General features: G+C 71.0%; 19 protein-coding genes and 1 tRNA gene. 3 read left to right on the top strand and 17 right to left on the bottom strand.

The genetic code is table 11. The features are described from left to right. Positions 1-43: 43 nt before the first annotated feature. The 15 genes from H1A17_RS05775 to H1A17_RS05710 all read right to left on the bottom strand — a co-directional run bounded on the left by H1A17_RS05775 (position 44) and on the right by H1A17_RS05710 (position 9,583). Positions 44-2,848, bottom strand: a complete 2,805-nt coding sequence (locus H1A17_RS05775; protein WP_194821277.1) for a hypothetical protein — start codon at positions 2,846-2,848, stop codon at positions 44-46. 76 nt (positions 2,849-2,924) lie between these two features. Beyond that, positions 2,925-3,575 carry a hypothetical protein gene (locus H1A17_RS05770; protein ID WP_194821276.1) on the bottom strand — a complete coding sequence of 217 codons (651 nt, stop codon included), beginning with the start codon at positions 3,573-3,575 and terminating at the stop codon, positions 2,925-2,927. 26 nt (positions 3,576-3,601) lie between these two features. Beyond that, positions 3,602-4,498 carry a hypothetical protein gene (locus H1A17_RS05765; RefSeq protein WP_194821275.1) on the bottom strand — a complete coding sequence of 299 codons (897 nt, stop codon included), beginning with the start codon at positions 4,496-4,498 and terminating at the stop codon, positions 3,602-3,604. Further along, a complete protein-coding gene (locus H1A17_RS05760) occupies positions 4,495-5,856 on the bottom strand; it encodes an ATP-dependent RecD-like DNA helicase (RefSeq protein ID WP_194821274.1) in 1,362 nt (453 codons plus the stop codon). The genes H1A17_RS05765 and H1A17_RS05760 overlap by 4 nt, the downstream gene beginning before the upstream one ends. 95 nt (positions 5,857-5,951) lie before the next feature. Next, positions 5,952-6,221, bottom strand: a complete 270-nt coding sequence (locus H1A17_RS05755; protein WP_194821273.1) for a WhiB family transcriptional regulator — start codon at positions 6,219-6,221, stop codon at positions 5,952-5,954. After that, on the bottom strand, positions 6,218-6,595 hold the full coding sequence (locus H1A17_RS05750) for a hypothetical protein (RefSeq protein ID WP_194821272.1): 378 nt from the start codon (positions 6,593-6,595) through the stop codon (positions 6,218-6,220). The genes H1A17_RS05755 and H1A17_RS05750 overlap by 4 nt, the downstream gene beginning before the upstream one ends. After that, the gene (locus H1A17_RS05745) at positions 6,592-6,957 is read right to left on the bottom strand and encodes a hypothetical protein (RefSeq protein WP_194821271.1); all 366 of its coding nucleotides are present in this window, start codon (positions 6,955-6,957) and stop codon (positions 6,592-6,594) included. Before H1A17_RS05745 ends, H1A17_RS05750 begins: the two co-directional genes overlap by 4 nt. Next, positions 6,954-7,355, bottom strand: coding sequence for a hypothetical protein (locus H1A17_RS05740; protein ID WP_194821270.1), 402 nt, complete (start codon positions 7,353-7,355; stop codon positions 6,954-6,956). The genes H1A17_RS05745 and H1A17_RS05740 overlap by 4 nt, the downstream gene beginning before the upstream one ends. Further along, entirely contained in the window at positions 7,352-7,486 is a 135-nt protein-coding gene (locus H1A17_RS35050; protein ID WP_255541973.1) for a hypothetical protein, read from the bottom strand. Before H1A17_RS35050 ends, H1A17_RS05740 begins: the two co-directional genes overlap by 4 nt. Continuing rightward, positions 7,486-7,956, bottom strand: a complete 471-nt coding sequence (locus H1A17_RS05735) for a DUF4326 domain-containing protein (protein WP_194821269.1) — start codon at positions 7,954-7,956, stop codon at positions 7,486-7,488. Before H1A17_RS05735 ends, H1A17_RS35050 begins: the two co-directional genes overlap by 1 nt. After that, positions 7,956-8,336: a hypothetical protein gene (locus tag H1A17_RS05730; RefSeq protein WP_194821268.1), complete on the bottom strand. Its 381-nt coding sequence runs from the start codon at positions 8,334-8,336 to the stop codon at positions 7,956-7,958. The genes H1A17_RS05735 and H1A17_RS05730 overlap by 1 nt, the downstream gene beginning before the upstream one ends. After that, entirely contained in the window at positions 8,333-8,581 is a 249-nt protein-coding gene (locus H1A17_RS05725; RefSeq protein ID WP_194821267.1) for a hypothetical protein, read from the bottom strand. The genes H1A17_RS05730 and H1A17_RS05725 overlap by 4 nt, the downstream gene beginning before the upstream one ends. 74 nt (positions 8,582-8,655) lie before the next feature. After that, on the bottom strand, positions 8,656-9,126 hold the full coding sequence (locus H1A17_RS05720) for an HNH endonuclease signature motif containing protein (protein ID WP_194821266.1): 471 nt from the start codon (positions 9,124-9,126) through the stop codon (positions 8,656-8,658). Then, a complete protein-coding gene (locus H1A17_RS05715; protein WP_194821265.1) occupies positions 9,123-9,341 on the bottom strand; it encodes a hypothetical protein in 219 nt (72 codons plus the stop codon). The genes H1A17_RS05720 and H1A17_RS05715 overlap by 4 nt, the downstream gene beginning before the upstream one ends. Beyond that, entirely contained in the window at positions 9,341-9,583 is a 243-nt protein-coding gene (locus H1A17_RS05710; RefSeq protein WP_194821264.1) for a helix-turn-helix domain-containing protein, read from the bottom strand. Before H1A17_RS05710 ends, H1A17_RS05715 begins: the two co-directional genes overlap by 1 nt. A gap of 125 nt (positions 9,584-9,708) precedes the next feature. On the opposite strand from H1A17_RS05710, the gene H1A17_RS05705 reads away from it, so the two are divergent. Then, positions 9,709-10,140: a helix-turn-helix domain-containing protein gene (locus H1A17_RS05705; protein ID WP_194821263.1), complete on the top strand. Its 432-nt coding sequence runs from the start codon at positions 9,709-9,711 to the stop codon at positions 10,138-10,140. A 6-nt stretch (positions 10,141-10,146) separates the two neighbouring features. Beyond that, positions 10,147-11,337: a site-specific integrase gene (locus tag H1A17_RS05700; RefSeq protein WP_194821262.1), complete on the top strand. Its 1,191-nt coding sequence runs from the start codon at positions 10,147-10,149 to the stop codon at positions 11,335-11,337. 270 nt (positions 11,338-11,607) lie between these two features. Here H1A17_RS05700 and H1A17_RS05695 read toward each other — a convergent pair whose 3' ends face one another. Further along, positions 11,608-12,891 (bottom strand): Ig-like domain-containing protein, encoded by a 1,284-nt coding sequence (locus H1A17_RS05695; protein WP_194821261.1) that lies wholly within the window; start codon positions 12,889-12,891, stop codon positions 11,608-11,610. 172 nt (positions 12,892-13,063) lie between these two features. Next, entirely contained in the window at positions 13,064-14,338 is a 1,275-nt protein-coding gene (locus H1A17_RS05690; protein ID WP_145918145.1) for an Ig-like domain-containing protein, read from the bottom strand. Between the two features lie 187 nt (positions 14,339-14,525). Between H1A17_RS05690 and H1A17_RS05685 the strand changes: the two genes are divergently transcribed. Then, a tRNA-Lys gene (locus H1A17_RS05685) sits at positions 14,526-14,601 on the top strand. Positions 14,602-14,862: the final 261 nt, after the last annotated feature.

The raw sequence follows: 14,862 nt of genomic DNA, 5'->3' as shown, positions 1-14,862 counted from the left end.
CGAGAGAAACCCGAGAAACCCCGAAACCCGGCGGCGGTCTCCATCACCTGTCCTGCTCCGTCCTGATTTGCCACTCTTTCGACTTGTCGCTGTTCTCCCCGACGCACCGGACCGCAAGCCCGTCCGCCCACCGGCCCTCCCGGTTGCGCAGCCACCACCCGAGGGACTTGGCGATGCCCGTCGGGCCCTTCGGCGACTTGGCGGCCTTGGCGGCCAGCTCGTCCGGAAGCGCGTCTGCGGGGATCAGCCCGGGGGTGATGAGGTTGCCGGTGTCGAGGTCGCCGAGCAGTTCCTTGGCGGTCCAGACGCGGTCCTTGTACGCCTTGTGGACGGCGGCAAGGAATAGCGCCCACTCGTCGTCATCGGTGCCGACTTCAACCTGTGTCGTTGGGTGATCGAATTGCCCGTCGATTCCGGCCACGGTGAGAATGCCGTCGACGGTGCGAACCCATCGGGCATAACTGTCGCTGGCCCGTTCCGCCGGAAGCGGCTTCCCCGCCGCGACCCACGCCCGCACGAGGGTGAGCAACGCGTGGAGCAGTTCTCCCCGCCGTTCCTTCACCCACGTTTCGAGGTTGTCGATGGCGAACCCGGTACGCAGCTCCGGGTTGGGGCGGCCGGGGTCGATGACGGTGCGGATGGTGCGGCGCGGCAGGTCACCGCCGATGCTGATGTTGTTGCCGGTGACGGTCCAGATGCGGTCGTTGTTGCTGCGGGTCCAGGACGTGGTGCCCAGGGGGCGGTCGTCCCACAGGTTGGTGGTCAGCAGGCCGGCCAGGGTGCTGCTCTTCAGGGCGCCGGAGACGTTGTCGAGGATGACGACCGGGCCGGTGGTGATGGAGAGGATCGCGGTGATCTGCTTGCGCAGTTCGTCGTCCTGCTCGGGCAGTTCGGCGCGGAACACGCCGCCGTGGATGTGCCGGGCCAGGTTGGCGAGCAGGGTCTTCCCGGAGCCTGGCTGGTGGGCCTCGATGGCGTGGAGCTTGTACGGCGGCGGGGTGAGCATCCGCAGCAGCGGGGTGAGCAGAGCGCCGAGGTAGTTGGCCCGGTAGTGGCCGGACACGAACGGGAACCCGTCGACCATCTCCAGCAGCAGCTTGACGGCGTCACGCACATCGCTGTCGGCGGGCCGATCAGGTACGCGGGGCACCACCAAGCCGGGCTCCGGCAGGTGGAGCAGCCCGGTGGCCTGGTCGTAGCCGGGCGCCTCGATGAGGGTGCCGTCGGCGCGGACGACGGGGGTGTGGATGACACCTCGCAGCGTCCGGAGGTTGGGCAGCATGTCGGGTACGTCGAGGGCGGTCCGTGCGGCCGACCGGGGGAACAGGGCTTGCACGGGGACGTCCTCGTCGCCCTTCTTCGTCCAGCGGAAGCAGCCGTAGGTGTAGGTGATGCGGCTGGCGAGGTTGGAGTCGTTCACGGGGCGGATCTGGGCGGGGCCGTCGATGTTGAGTTCGTTGTCGGTGAGCGGCACGTACCCCTCTTCGCCTTCGCGGGGGGTGTGGACGACGGCGTCGACGCGGCGGAACAGGCCGGCGAGGCGGGCCCGGCCGGCTTCTTCGCGGAGCCAGTCGGCGGCGACGGCCGCGTTGGACACGTCGACCTCGGGGCTCCAGATGCGGGGCGGCGTGCGCTGCGGTGCGGCCGGCGCGGCGGGTTCACCGGCTGGGGTGGGTCCGGCGGTCGGCGTGACGGCCTGGTCGTGGTGGGGGCCGAGGATGTCGCGGAGCATCTGCCGCTGCTCGGTGGCCGGGTCGGCGAGGGGGCTGCCGTAGCCCTGCTGGCCGAGGGCGCGGGCGGCGCTCTTGTGGTCGCCGCCGAAGTGCAGGGCCGCGTATGCCCCGAACTTGCTGTACGACTCACCGCCCTCCAGCGGGCTGGCGCCGGTGGTGAAGACGTGCAGCTTGTCGGTGCCGAGCGCGTTGGTGCTGGCGCTGATGCCGGTGGGCTTGCCGGGCCGGGTCCAGTACGTGACGTCGTCCTGGGTGTAGTGCTCTCGCCAGCCGGCCGGGCCGAGGATCTGCGGCCAGGTGGCGCGCGCGTTGAAGTCCTCGCCGGGGTGCACCTGGCCCGGCGCCCGGGTGGCCGGGCCGCCGACGATCGGGTTAAGAGCGGCGGTGGGGGGCGTGTCGGGGGTGATGCGGGTGGTGGCGGCGGCCAGGGCGTCAACGAGCTGCTCGTAGCGATACCGGTGGGGGGTCGCCCCGACGATGCGGCAGGGGCGGGCGAGGCCTTCCTTGCGGTTGACGGTGCCGGGGATGCGGAGCACCCGGGCGAGGTCGCCGACGCCGCGGCCGTACCGCCAGCCGAGGGACGCGGCGGCGTGCTCGATGACCCGCTGCCAGTCCTTGGCGAGCCGCTTCGCGGCGTCGAGGGTGTCTGGGGTGACCGGGTACGGCTGGTCGAGCAGCCAGATCGGGTAGAGGCCGCCGCCGGAGTGCACCCAGATGGTGGGCTCCGGCAGGCCGGTGGCGGCGATGACGGCGCGGCCAGCGGTCTCGTCGGGGGGCAGGTCGTGTTCGGCGTGGCCGGGGCCGGCGAGATCGAGATCAGCCCAAAGGGCCGGCAGTGCGGCGGAGTCGGCGGCACCACCGCGCTGCCCGGCGGGCAGGGGTGCGGTGAGGCTGGTGACGCGCAAGTAGATGCCCTCGCGGCCGGCCTGGTCCAGTTGGGCGACGTAGCCGGTGGCGGTGTCGAGGTCGCTGGCGTGGAAGGTCCGCCCGGCCCAGTCGCCGGTGGAGCAGATGTGCACGTGGCCGGGGCTGTCACCGTGGATGATGCCGAGCCAGCGGCGTACGGCGACGGTGTCGAGGCTGACGTCCACGCCGTGCCCTGCCGTGACGGTCATCGATGCTCCGATCTGGGTGGGCCGGCCCCCACCCCGACGGGGGCGGGGGCCGGTGGAAACGGTTGAGCGGGGTGGGTCAGAACGGGATGGACTGGCCGGCGGCCGGCGACATGGCGGCGAGGATGGCCCGCTGTTGCGCCTCGGGCAGGGCAGCCCACTTCGTCGGGTCCATGCCGGCCGGGCACGGGATGGCGACGGCGGCGGGCTGGGTGATGCCGAGGGATTGCGCCGCCGGCGAGGCCGGGGCGGCCTGCGGTGCGGGCTGGGCCAGCATCGGGGCGGCCTGCGGCGTGCTCTGGGCGCCGAGGAGGCTGCCGGGGTCGACGGCGGGGGTGCCGTACTCGGCGGCGAACTCGAACGGCGACCCGGTCGCACCGGTTCCCCCGGTGCGACGAACGGCGAGCCGTCCGCCGATGGCCAGGCCCGGGGCGTTCACCCGCTGCACTGCCTCGCGGACGGGCTTCATCATGCGGGGCGAGATGTGCAGCTTCCGCTTGCCGTCGTCCTGCGCGTTGGAGGGGTCGCGCATCTCCGTCTGGAGGGTGACGACGATCTGCATCTTCGGGTCGCCGCTGGGCCAGAAGTCGAGCTCCTCGGAGTCGAACTTCTTCATCTGCTCGACCTTGGGCTGTTCGACGATGGTGCCGATCACGGTGTAGCCGATCGGCTCGTCCTTCCATTTGATGGACTTGATGCCGCCGCTCATGAGCAGGTCGTTGGCGTCCATGTCGATCTCTCTTCCTGTGAGGGGTGCTACGCGACGAGGCCGCGGAGCTGGCTGGTGATCTTCTGGTCGGTGTCGCCGGGGCAGCCGGTGGCATCGGCGGGGCCGCCGACGCGGCGGAACGGACACCAGTCGCACGCCTTGCCGGGGGTGGCCGGGACCGCCGGCCAGAGCTCGGGGTTGGCGGCGAGGTTGAGGCCGTTGACGCCGATGAGGTCGTGGGTGGCGTAGAACCGATCGACGGCCCATTCGGCGATGTCGGGCCGGTATTCCTCGGTCCACTCGGCGCTGTCGGCGTAGTCGTGCGACCGGGCCAGGAATACGAGGCGGACGTAGCGGACCGGCCTGCCGGCGCGCTCGTGGCCGCGTCCGTAGAGGTGGGCCTGGACCCGGTACTCGGGCTTGACGAGCTGGTCGTTGGGGACGGTCTTCCGCTTGACCGCCCGGAGCGCGGTGACGCCGGTGTACTTCCAGTCGACGACCATCTGCGCGTCGAGGTCGTACGCGTCGCCGTGGCCGGTGATCGGGTCGACGTCGGGCAGACCCGGGTCGACGGTCAGCTTCTCCTCGATCAGCCACCGCTGCCGGCCGAGCTGCGCGTTGTGGAACCGCAGGGCTTCCTCCATGAGCCCGTGCACGGCGGTGCCCTGCATGGGCGCCCACGGGGGGCGTTTGTCCTCCGGCTGCCGGGCTACGCCGACCAACTTCATGGCGATCTGCCGCTGGCACGGCGTTCCCAGCTCGGACGGACCGAGGCGGGTCTGTTGGCTGCGGGGCCGGGACGAGTCGAGCTGGGTGAGGACCTCGCGCATCTCGTCGACGGTCGACGGCGGCGGGCCGGACGGCACCGGGGCGACGGCCGGCTCGTCGATGCGCAGCGACGCGATGAGCGCGGCCAGCTCGGCGTCGGAGACGGCGGCGGTCATGCGAGCACCCCGTTCAGGGACGGCACGATGACCGCCTGGTGTGAGGCCCGGGTGACGGCGGTGTACAGCCACCTCCGCCCGTTGATGTGTCCCTCGATGGACGCGGCGGCCGGGCCAAGCGTCTTCGCGTGCTCCCGGTACGCGGCGCCGTAGAACACCGACGACTCGTCGACGACCAGGACACGCTGCCACTGGGAACCCTGGCTCTTGTGGGTGGTGATGGCCTGCGCGTAGGTGGCGGCGACGACCGTGCCGCGTCCGTCCCGCTTCGCCTGGCGCTCGCCTTCGAGGTCACGGAACCCGGCCGCCCAGCAGGTGAGCGTCCGCTCGTTGCCCTCGTCGTCCCGGACGACCAACTCGTACCGGTCGGCCCGGTCGCTCTCGTGGCTGTCGAGGACGTCGAACTGCTGGCCGTTGAACACCTCGGCCTCACCGGAGTTGGCGAGGCAGATGATGCGATCGCCGGTCTGCGGGCCACCGATCAGACCGCGCAGGGCGCGCAGGAGATGCACGGCCTGCCAGCGGGTGGCGTTGCGGCCGACGAGGACCTGGTCGAACGCGAGCAGCTCGGGGATCGTGAGCTGGTCGACGCGGCCGGACTCGCCGTCGCGTCCGGTCACCCCGTAGTTGCGCTGCCCCGGCTCGCTGTTGCGGATGGCGGTGGCCATCCGCGTGACGGGGCTGTCGAGCGCGCTGCGGTGGATCTCGGTGAGCAGGTAGTCGGGGGCGTGGTTGATGAAGTAGCCGCCGCCGTCGACGGGGGGAAGCTGCGCCGGATCACCGAGGCACAGGATCCGGCACCCCCGCGACAGGAGGTCCCGGGCCATCCGCTCCCCGACCATCGACACCTCGTCGAGGACCAGCAGGTCGGCGCTGTCCAGCTCGGTTTCGTCGCGGAGGATCCAGTCCGGGGAGTCGACCTTTGCCTGCTCGCGGCGGATCTCCTCCCGGAGTTCCTGCCGCTCGGTCGGGTCGATGGTCTCGCGGAGCTTCTTGTTGAGCTCGTCAAGCTTCGCCTTCACCTTTTCCACAGGCTGGTAGATGAGGCTGTGGACGGTGGATGCGCCGTCGCACCCCTTGCCGCGCAGCACGTACGCGGCCTTGCCGGTGAACGCGGCGTAGAGGACGTGGCGGACCATCAGCTGGTCGACGATGTGCCGGGCGAGGGTGGTCTTACCGGTGCCGGCGTAGCCGAATAGGCGGAATACCTGGCTGCTGGCGGACTGGTACCAGCTGGTGATGGCCTCGATTGCTTCGGTCTGCTGCGGGGCGAAGTCGAGGTCGGTCGTCCGCGGCGGGTGTGGGGCGCTGGCCTGTGTGCCGACGAGGTCGGCGAGGCGCAGGTCGATGTCGGTCATCGGTCTCCTCGGTGGGCGTGCTGGGGATCAGAGCAGCGGGGCGGGGTTAACGTCTTGGGGCGGCGAGCCTGGGTTGCCGGGGGTGGTCCAGTTCGTCACGCCGCCACCGACCCGACGTCGGCCCGCTGCCGGCGGACCTGGCGGCGTTCCCGCTCGGACAGGCCACCCCATACGCCGAACGGCTCGCGCCGGTCGATGGCGTCCTGCCGGCACTCGGCCTGCACGGGGCAGCGGGCGCAGATGCGCTTGGCGGTGCGGGTCGTGCCGCCCTTGTCGGGGTAGAACTCGTCGGTGTCGGTGCCCCGGCAGTTGGCCTGTTCGTGCCAGGCGGGCAGGGCGTCGAAGGCAAGGCGGAGGGTCGTCATGGCGTCTGCTCCGTCCGGGTGTCGTCGGGGCTGGTGAGGGCGTCCCGCAGGTCGGCGAGCACCTCGGCGGTGCCGGCCGGTCCGGGCCACTGCGGCGGCGGGGCGGCCTGGTCGCGGACGGCGGTGGTGTCCATGCGCCCGGTCAGCTCGTCGACGGGCGCGGGCAGCCACCGGTCGGCCCAGTGGGTGGGGGCGAGGGCGACCCGGTCGGCGGGGTGCAGCGGGTTGTGGTCCGGGGTGACCTCGCGGACGGTGCCGGCGCGGTGCCGTCCGGCGGGCTGGGCCTGCTGGCCGGTGAGCCAGGCGGCGATGCGGGTGCGCAGCGTCGGGCGGGTGGGCCAGGCGGTGACGGGGCTCGGGTCGACGGCGGTCACCGGGCCACCGCCAGGTCCCGCAGGTTCACCGGCAGGCCCTCGGCGGCGCACTCCCGGCAGCCGGCCACGCACACCTCCACCCAGTGGGTCCGCCGGTAGCAGAGGTGGCACAGCCGCTTGCCGTGGCTGGAGCAGCAGATGCCGATGGCGGCGGTGTCGGTGCAGCGTTCGCAGGGGTTGGCGGCAGCGGCGGCGTGGCGGGCCAGCATGTCCCGGTAGCTCTCTACCCCCGCGCACTCGTGGCCGTTGGAGCGGTCGAACACCTTCTGCGCGTTGCCGCGCCCGGTGGACGTCCAGCCGCAGTGCGAGCAGGTGACGCGGGCGCTGCTGCCCGAGGTGAAGAGGAACCGTCGCTGCTTCACCGGTTCACCGCCTCGGCGTCGTCGGCGTCGAGGGCGGCCCGCATCGAGCGGATCTGCTCCTCGGCGGCGGCCAGCTCCCGCTCCAGCCGGGCGATCGTGGCGTGGAGCTGGTCGGCGTCCTCGGCCCAGATCCGGGCCGTCTCGGCGACCTCGGCGGCGGTGGCCGCTTTGGCCTGGACGAGGCGGATGGTGGCGAACGCGGCCCACCCGGCGAGCGCCCACGGGCTGAGGTGGGCGGCCTGCAGGTCGCGGGTCAGCTCGAACCCGTAGACGGCCTCCCCGCGCTCGGCGAGCCGGCGGGCGGTTTCCGGGTCGGCGGCGAGGGCGTCGACGTCGGAGAGAGCGTCGACGGCGGCCTGGTCGAGGTGGGCGATGTCGCGGGGCGTCAGGTCGGTCATGCTGCTGCTCCGATCAGGAAGAGGGCGAAGGTCCACACCACGTCCAGCACCAGGTAGGCCAGCGCCCAGAGGGCGAGGCAGACGGTGACGATGGCGGTGAGGGCGGCGAGGGTGCGCAGGTCGTCGGCCATCAGGCACCGCCCCCGTTGGCGATCTCCAGCAGGACATCGGCGTGGCAGGGCTGGTCGAGCCGGCACCAGCAGGCGAGGTCCTTGCCGGCCAGGTGGGTGCGGATCTCGTCGGGCGTGACCTTGAGGAAGTGACCTCGGCGGCTGGGGTACGCCAACTGCATGCCCGGCGTCGGCTCCGTCAGGGTGAGCCGGAACAGCTCGACCAGCTCCTCGCGGGTGCCCCACCGGACGTGCGTCTCAACGACGTCGTCCTGGCTGAACCACATGTCGTGGCGCTTGCCCGCGCGGCTGAGGCGTCCCTCGTGGTCCCAGTCTCGGCCGAACCGCTCGTGGTGCCGGGGCCCGTAGTGGACGAGCCCCCACTGGCCCCGGTAGATGAACGGGTTGCCGAACAGGGTGGGCCGGCCGACGTACACCGCGCCGTCGGGCATCCGCCAGCCGGCGGTGCGCTTGCGCTGAATCCGCCGCATCACGCCACCGCCCGCAGCTGCCGGGCGGGCCGGTCGTACTGGGCCAGGTCCGCCCGCTGCTCGGCCGTCATGCCGGCGATCAGCTCGGCGATGCGGGCCTGCGCGGTGGCGGCCTGCGCACGGAGGCTGATCACCATCGCGACCGGGTCACCCGACAGGCCGAGGTCGTCCAGGGTGGGCGGCGCGTAGCCGTCCAGCGCCGGGTCGACAGCCACGGGGAACAGGTCGACGGCGTCGGCCAGGGCGAACGGGGTCGGCTCGGACGGCAGGGCGGTCAGCGGCCAGCGCGGGGCGACGTCCGGACCGGGCCGACCCGACGTGCCGGGGAACGGTGGCAGCGGCGGCAGGTCCGGCAGCGGGGTCGGGTCCGGGGCGGTCACCGGGTGCTCCGGGCGAGGTCCGCCAGCGCGTCGGTGAGCCGCATCAGCGCGGCGAGCCGGCGCTGCGACGCGGCCAGGTGCCGCCCCCGCACCTCGTCCGTCTTGTTGAGCGCGTAGGCGTAGTCCTGCTTGGCGTCGGCGTAGCGGACGGCCATCCGGACGACGGCGGCCTGGAGCCGCAGGGTGGTGGCGAGCGGGTCCGACTCAGCCGGCGCGGTGGTCGTGTCGGGTAGGGTCTGCTGCATCGGGACTCCTTGCTGATGGGTTGATGTCCTGGTGGAGCCCTCGCGCCGTGCCAGCGGCCGAGGGCTCGCGTGTGTCAGGCCGCGGCAGCGAGCCGGTCGCGGCGACACGTCCTGCACTCGCGCCGCGCGTAGCCCTTCGAGGTGCGCCGGGTGTACGTGTTCTCCGGCGTGTACTCGTGGCCCTGCGGGCAGTGCGTCTTCGCCGCGTTGTGGTGCGGCATCGTGTGGCGGCTGCGCAGCAGGTTGTCCCGCTGCGTCACCGCCTCCAGGTGGGCCGGGTTGACGCACAGCCGGTGCCGGCAGCCGACCCCACCCGGGCAGGTGGTGTCGTCGTTGTGGCAGGTGTGGTCGACGTGCAGCCCTGCGGGAACGGGCCGGACCATCAGCTCGTAGGCCACCCGGTGGGCGCCCTCGGCCTGCTTGCCGAACCGGCCGTAGCCGTCCTGGTCGCTGCTGCCCCGCCAAGGCCAACAGCCGTCGGGGCCGGCGGTCGAGTCGACCTGGGTGATGAAGGCGCGGAGCCTGCGCCGGTCGATGGCGATCATGCGGCCACGGCCAAGCCAGCGAGCGGGCCATTGAGGGCCGGCTTACGCCCGGCGGCCTCGATCAGCGCGACGTCGGCCGGGGAGAACCGCACCAGCCGGGACTCCGGGTGCTGGGTGAACGGCCACTCGCGGCTCTGGACGCGGACCTCGACGAACCTCAGCGACACGTTCAGGTATTCGGCCAGCTCCTGCTGGGTCAGGTGACGGTCGCCCATCACGCAGCAGCCTTCAGCAGGGTTCGGCGCTGCCGGGGACCGCCAAGATTCAGCGCCAGGCAGATCCGCTTGTAGACCGGCGGCGAGACGCGCCGCCGCACACCGGTTTCGATCTGGGAGAGGTAGGGGCGGCTGATACCGCAGGTGGAGGCGAACGACGCCAGCGACTCGCCCTGGAGCTTCCGCAGCTCCCTGAGCTTCGCGCCGTCGATTTCAACTCCGGCGTGGGGCGTGGTTTCCATACCCAGCATGTTAGCCAGAGTCAGCCATTGTTAGCAACAGTGGGCGGCTGAACATGGCCTACATTGTCCGAACGGCTAGCGTGTTGGCAACCCGTAGCTATGATCAGCAGCCGTTCGCTGGCACAATGCCGAACATGGATGAGCGCGGAGGGCAGGACCAGCTCGGGCAGCGGGTCCGGAGCCGACGGCTTGAGCTGGGATTAAGCGCCCGTGCGGCGGCCCAGGCGGCCGGCATCGACCGGAACACGTGGTCCTACCTCGAGAACGGCACACGGCGGACAGCCGAGTTCAACTACGCGGGCGTCGAGCGGGCACTGCGCTGGGCGCCGGGCAGCATCAGCGCCATCCTCGGCGGCGGCGAACCGACCGTGCTGCCGTCCGACATCCCGCCTGCCGAGGACGACGACGAGGAAATCGCGTTGGTCCGGACCGACCCGCGCCTCACCGACGACATGCGGCAGCGGATCATCCTCCTGATCCGCGAGCGCCGCGAGCGCGACAAGGCCGCCGCCCTGGAGGACACTCGACGGATGATCGACCTCTTCCGCCGGGGCTGACCCGGAGTGTGGATCGAGAAGAACGGGCCGTCCTGGCGGATCCGCGACATCATCGACGGCAAGAAGGTCACCCTGGAGACGGGCTGGCCGAACAAGACGGCCGCGAAGAAGCGCCTGACCACCCTCAAGGCTGACCAGCTGCGGGGCGACTTCATCGACCCCCGCGCCGGGAAGCTCACCGTCGCGGACTGGGTGGGGCAGTGGTGGCCGGGCCACGAGACCGGGCTCAAGCCGACCAGCCGCCAGTCGGAGGGTTCCCGGGTGCGGATGCACATCGTGCCGCTGCTCGGACACCTCGCCCTGGACGAGGTCGACAACCTGGCCATCCAGGCGTGGATCAGCAAACTGATGGCCGGCCTGCCGGACCTCGAACGACCAGGCAAGTGGGCGCGTCGGCCGCTGTCGGCGAAGACGACCCGGTCGTGCCATGGCCTGCTGCACAGCCTGATGAAGGCGGCTGTGCAGGCCAGGAAGATCCGTACCAACCCCTGCGGGGACACGAAGCTGCCCGAGCTAGTGCCCCGGGAGATGCGATTCCTGACCGAGCCGGAGGCCGGCCGGCTGCACGCCGCAGTGCCGGAGCACTGGCGGCCCCTGGTGCTGCTGCTCGTCTCGACCGGGCTGCGGTGGGGCGAGGCAGTGGGACTGCAACTCAAGAATCTCGACGTGCTCGGCGGCCGGCTGACCGTCGTCCGGGCGATGCACGAGATGTCCGACGGCAGCTTGATCTTCGGAACGCCGAAGACGGCGCGCGGCCGGCGAACGGTGACGTTCACGCCGAAGGTCGCTCAGGCGCTGGCACCGCTGGTCGTCGACAAGGAGCGTGAAGCGTTGGTGTTTACCACGCCGACGGGGAAGCCGGTGCGGTCCCGGAACTTCCGGCGGGGCTGGTTGGAGTGGACGTCGACGGCCGGGTTCGGAGGGCTGCGCATTCATGACCTGCGCCACACCCAGGCCGCCTGGCTGATCTCGGCGAACGTGCCGTTGTCAGCGATCTCGCAGCGACTCGGGCACAGCTCCATCGCGGTTACGGACGGGATCTACGGCCACCTGCTACCGCAGGTCGATGCCGGGATCCTGAGGGCGGTCGCCGAGGCGCTGGAGCACATCGACCCGGAGGTGCTCGCGGCTGAGGTGGACGACGAGACGGCGGGGGAGTTGCTGCCGGACATGGCCGACGAGATAGGGGAGGGGTAGGGGAAACGGGATGTGTCTAGATGGGTCTAGCTGCGGCCGGATGGGTCTGCGTCGCAGCTCACGGCCATCTCGATCCCCTGACCAGCCCTTCCGGGCGAGTTCAATTCCCATCAGTCACCCGGTTAGTGGATGTTATCCACCACAGGCCCCCTCACATGAGGGGGCCTGAGTCGTTTCCGGGCCTGAGTCGCCTCAGGGCCGGGGTGTCGTGCACGCGAACCGGCCCCCGCCTGGTGGCGGGGGCCGGTCCGGTGCGGTCTGCCGCAGGGGTCAGGGCGTCGGCTCGGCGCTCGGCGTCCCGGTGCTGTTCCCGGCGTCCGGCTGCCCGGCGTCCGGGTCGTACGGCAGTGCGCTGCCCTTGACGTACTGGTCCCAGCTCATGTTCCAGTCGGTCCAGCCGTTGCCGTTCTGGAGCTTGCGCTCGGTGCCCTTGACGGTGATCGGGTCACCGACCTTGGTGTTGGCGAACAGCCAGGCTCCGTCCTTCATCGACACGTTCACGCAGCCGTGCGAGACGTTCGTGCTGCCCTGCTGCCCCTCCGACCAGGGGGCGGCGTGGATGAACTCGCCACCCCAGGTGAGCCGCTGGGCGTAGTCGATCTTGGTGCGGTAGCCCTCCTCGGGGCCCAGCTCCTCCATGGTGTCGAAGACCGTCTTGCGGAGCTTCTCGATCACCACCATCGTGCCGCTCGACGAGGGGGTGCTCTTCTTGCCCAGGCTGACCAGGATGGTCTTGACGACCTTGCCGTCCTTGGTGACGGTCATCCGCTTGGTCTTGTTGTCGACCTGCATCACGACCGACGGGCCGATCTTGACGTCCACGGTCAGGTCGGACCGGCCGTACCAGCCGTCGCCCATCGGCAGCCCACCGGCCTGCACCCGGTACGAGACCGTCGTGCCCGGCTGCCAGAACTCCTTGGGGCGGTAGCGGACCTCGGTGGGGCTGACCCAGTGCCAGACGCCCTCCTGGGCCGGGGTGCTGGTGACCGTCATCCGACGCTGCACGTCGTCGCGGTAGTCCTCCGGGACAGCCCGACCGAACTTCACGATCAGCGGCATGCCCACGCCGACCACCTGGTTGTCGCCGAGGAAGCTGGTCACCCGCACCTGCTTGTCCGGCTTGGCCATCACCGTGAAGGCGCTGGTGGCCGTGGCCGGCTTGCCGTCCTCACCGGTCGCCGTGACGCTGGCGGTGTACTTCTCGCCGTACTCCAGGGCGCCGGTGGGCAGCCAGCTCGCGCCGTCGGCGGCGAGCTTGCCCTCGACGGCCTTGCCGGCGGCGTCGGTGAGCGCGACGGTGGTGTCCTTCGCGTCCTTGGCGGTGAAGACGATGCCGGTGGAGGCCGGGACGTCGGTGGCGTCGGCCTTCGGTTCGGTGATCGTCGCGCTGGCCTTCGGCGCGGCCTCCTCGCCGCCGCCCTGCCAGCTCGACGGCTTGTCGCCGCCGGAGCCGGTGCAGGCGGAGGTGAGGGCCAGCGCCGCGGCGAGGACCCCCGCCGCGAGCACCCGGCGTCGACCGGTACGCCCGGTCAGGTGGTCCTGGACAACTCGCATGATTCCCTCACAGTTGTGGTCCCCGATGTCCCATCGTCCCTCACAGACGCGGCGGCACGCCCGTCGGTTGCGAAGGGTGAACTGAAACACGCCGCCGAGCGGGGCGCGACCACGCTGGGTCATCGGCCCGTGCCGGTCCGGGTCGGCGCGCCGCGCCGACCCGGACCGGAGGTCAGACCAGTGGACCCGAGCCGCCCTGCGGCACCGGCACCGCGCTGCCCTTGACGAAATCCGCCCAGGTCAGGCTCCATGCCGTCCACCCGTTGCCCGGTTCGAGCTTGCGCGGGGTGCCCTTGACCGTGATCGGGTCGCCCACCTTCGTCTGGGAGAAGAGCCACCGACCCATCGCCATCGACACGTTGACGCAGCCGTGCGAGACGTTACGCCGGCCCTGCACCCCCTCGGACCACGGTGCCGCGTGGATGTACTCGCCGCCCCAGGTCAGCCGCTGGGCGAAATCGATCTCGGTGCGGTACTGGTTGGCCGGGTCCGGCTCGTCCATGGTGTCGAAGACGGTCTTCTCCTTCTTCTCCATCACCACCATGGTGCCGCTGGACGACGGGGTGCTCTTCTTGCCCAGGCTGACCGGCAGCGTCTTGATCAACTGGCCGCCCTGGAAGACCTCCATCTGCTTGGTGGCGTTGTCCACCTTCATCTCGAAGGACCGCCCGATCTTGGCGGTGGCCGACCGGTCGACGTTGCCGTACCGGCCGTTGCTCAGCGGAATCCCGGCCAACGCGATCCGGACGCTCAACGTCGTCCCCGGCTGCCAGTACTCCGGCGCCCGGTAGTACGCCTGCGTGCCGTTGGAGACCCAGTGCCAGGCCCCCGGCTGCGGCGGATCGGTCTTGACGAACATCCGCTTCTGGACGGCCGCCCGGTCCTTCTTCGGGATGCCCGGGCTGAACTCGGCCACCACCGGCATGGCCACGCCGTACGTCCGGTCGTCGAAGAGGTACAGGCCGGAACCGATCATCGACTTCGGCTTGGCCATCGTGGTGAACCTACTCACCCCCTGCCGGGGCTGACCGTCCGCGCCGGTGCCGGTCACCGTGGCGGTGTACCTGGTGTTGTACTTCAGGGCCGACGACGGCACCCAGGAGCTGCCGTCCAGACGCAGCTTTCCGTCGACCTGCTTGCCGTCACCCGTGGTGAGGGTGACCGAGGAGACCTTTCCGCCATCCGGGAGGCTGGCGCTGATCTCGGTGCTGACCGGTCTGCTCTTCGCCCCGTCCGCCGGGCTGACCGTCAGACCGTCCGCCGTCGGCGCCGACGGCGACGCGCCGCCGGACTGCTCCGGGGTTGCCGCCCCGGCGCTCGGCGTAGCCACGGTGCCGCCGACGAACTCGGCTTCCTTCTTCTGGTCGCCGCCGCAACCGGCCAGAGCCAGCGACGCCGCCAGGACGAGAGCGCCCGCCATCGCCCCGCCCCGCGTGAACCTGCCCATCCCCACCTCTGTTCTCGCGTGCCTGGCGGACATCGTGCCCCATGCCGGCCACCGGCTCGATCCCGGACGTGCGCTGTCGGGGGGATGTGGGAGCTTTTGCCCGTTAAGCTCGCCCGAAGGGTGGAGCCGGGTATCGGATTGGAACCCCGCTCATGGCCCGTGCTAGTGTTCTCTCCGTTGCCAACGAGCGCCGCTAGCTCAACTGGCAGAGCAGCGGACTCTTAATCCGCGGGTTCGGGGTTCGAGTCCCTGGCGGCGCACCACCAAAAAGGCTCTGACCTGGGGTTTCACCCTGGGTCGGAGCCTTTTGGCGTTTCTGCCGGTGGTTCGGTGTCTCGGTGGGTGCTCGAGAGCCGTTGGACCGCTACGACTTCCGGTGGACGAACGGCATGTGGGTGGACGTCGGAGCCGCCCAGCCTCGCCTATGCGTTCTTCCGGCCGTCGTCTGATGATCTTGCCGCATGCCCGGGTGGTGTGGGCACCGGGCCGTCGGTCGACGGATGTGATCGGGGTTGACCCCGGGC

The sequence above is a fragment of the Micromonospora sp. S-DT3-3-22 genome, from assembly GCF_015354745.1.
Lineage (GTDB): Bacteria > Actinomycetota > Actinomycetes > Mycobacteriales > Micromonosporaceae > Micromonospora > Micromonospora wenchangensis.
Note: the sequence above shows the minus strand (reverse complement) of the source record. Positions and strands in the feature narration are given on the sequence as shown.

Bases quoted from the DNA above. Each gene is read 5' to 3' on its own strand.
- H1A17_RS05760 (WP_194821274.1), bottom strand. From the start codon at position 5,856: ATGACCGACATCGACCTGCGCCTCGCCGACCTCGTCGGCACACAGGCC.
- H1A17_RS05775 (WP_194821277.1), bottom strand. From the start codon at position 2,848: ATGACCGTCACGGCAGGGCACGGCGTGGACGTCAGCCTCGACACCGTC.
- H1A17_RS05715 (WP_194821265.1), bottom strand. From the start codon at position 9,341: ATGGGCGACCGTCACCTGACCCAGCAGGAGCTGGCCGAATACCTGAAC.
- H1A17_RS05740 (WP_194821270.1), bottom strand. From the start codon at position 7,355: ATGACCGACCTGACGCCCCGCGACATCGCCCACCTCGACCAGGCCGCC.
- H1A17_RS05690 (WP_145918145.1), bottom strand. From the start codon at position 14,338: ATGGGCAGGTTCACGCGGGGCGGGGCGATGGCGGGCGCTCTCGTCCTG.
- H1A17_RS05770 (WP_194821276.1), bottom strand. From the start codon at position 3,575: ATGGACGCCAACGACCTGCTCATGAGCGGCGGCATCAAGTCCATCAAA.
- H1A17_RS05720 (WP_194821266.1), bottom strand. From the start codon at position 9,126: ATGATCGCCATCGACCGGCGCAGGCTCCGCGCCTTCATCACCCAGGTC.
- H1A17_RS05695 (WP_194821261.1), bottom strand. From the start codon at position 12,891: ATGCGAGTTGTCCAGGACCACCTGACCGGGCGTACCGGTCGACGCCGG.
- H1A17_RS05710 (WP_194821264.1), bottom strand. From the start codon at position 9,583: ATGGAAACCACGCCCCACGCCGGAGTTGAAATCGACGGCGCGAAGCTC.
- H1A17_RS05705 (WP_194821263.1), top strand. From the start codon at position 9,709: ATGCCGAACATGGATGAGCGCGGAGGGCAGGACCAGCTCGGGCAGCGG.
- H1A17_RS05755 (WP_194821273.1), bottom strand. From the start codon at position 6,221: ATGACGACCCTCCGCCTTGCCTTCGACGCCCTGCCCGCCTGGCACGAA.
- H1A17_RS05735 (WP_194821269.1), bottom strand. From the start codon at position 7,956: ATGCGGCGGATTCAGCGCAAGCGCACCGCCGGCTGGCGGATGCCCGAC.
- H1A17_RS05725 (WP_194821267.1), bottom strand. From the start codon at position 8,581: ATGCAGCAGACCCTACCCGACACGACCACCGCGCCGGCTGAGTCGGAC.
- H1A17_RS05765 (WP_194821275.1), bottom strand. From the start codon at position 4,498: ATGACCGCCGCCGTCTCCGACGCCGAGCTGGCCGCGCTCATCGCGTCG.
- H1A17_RS35050 (WP_255541973.1), bottom strand. From the start codon at position 7,486: ATGGCCGACGACCTGCGCACCCTCGCCGCCCTCACCGCCATCGTCACC.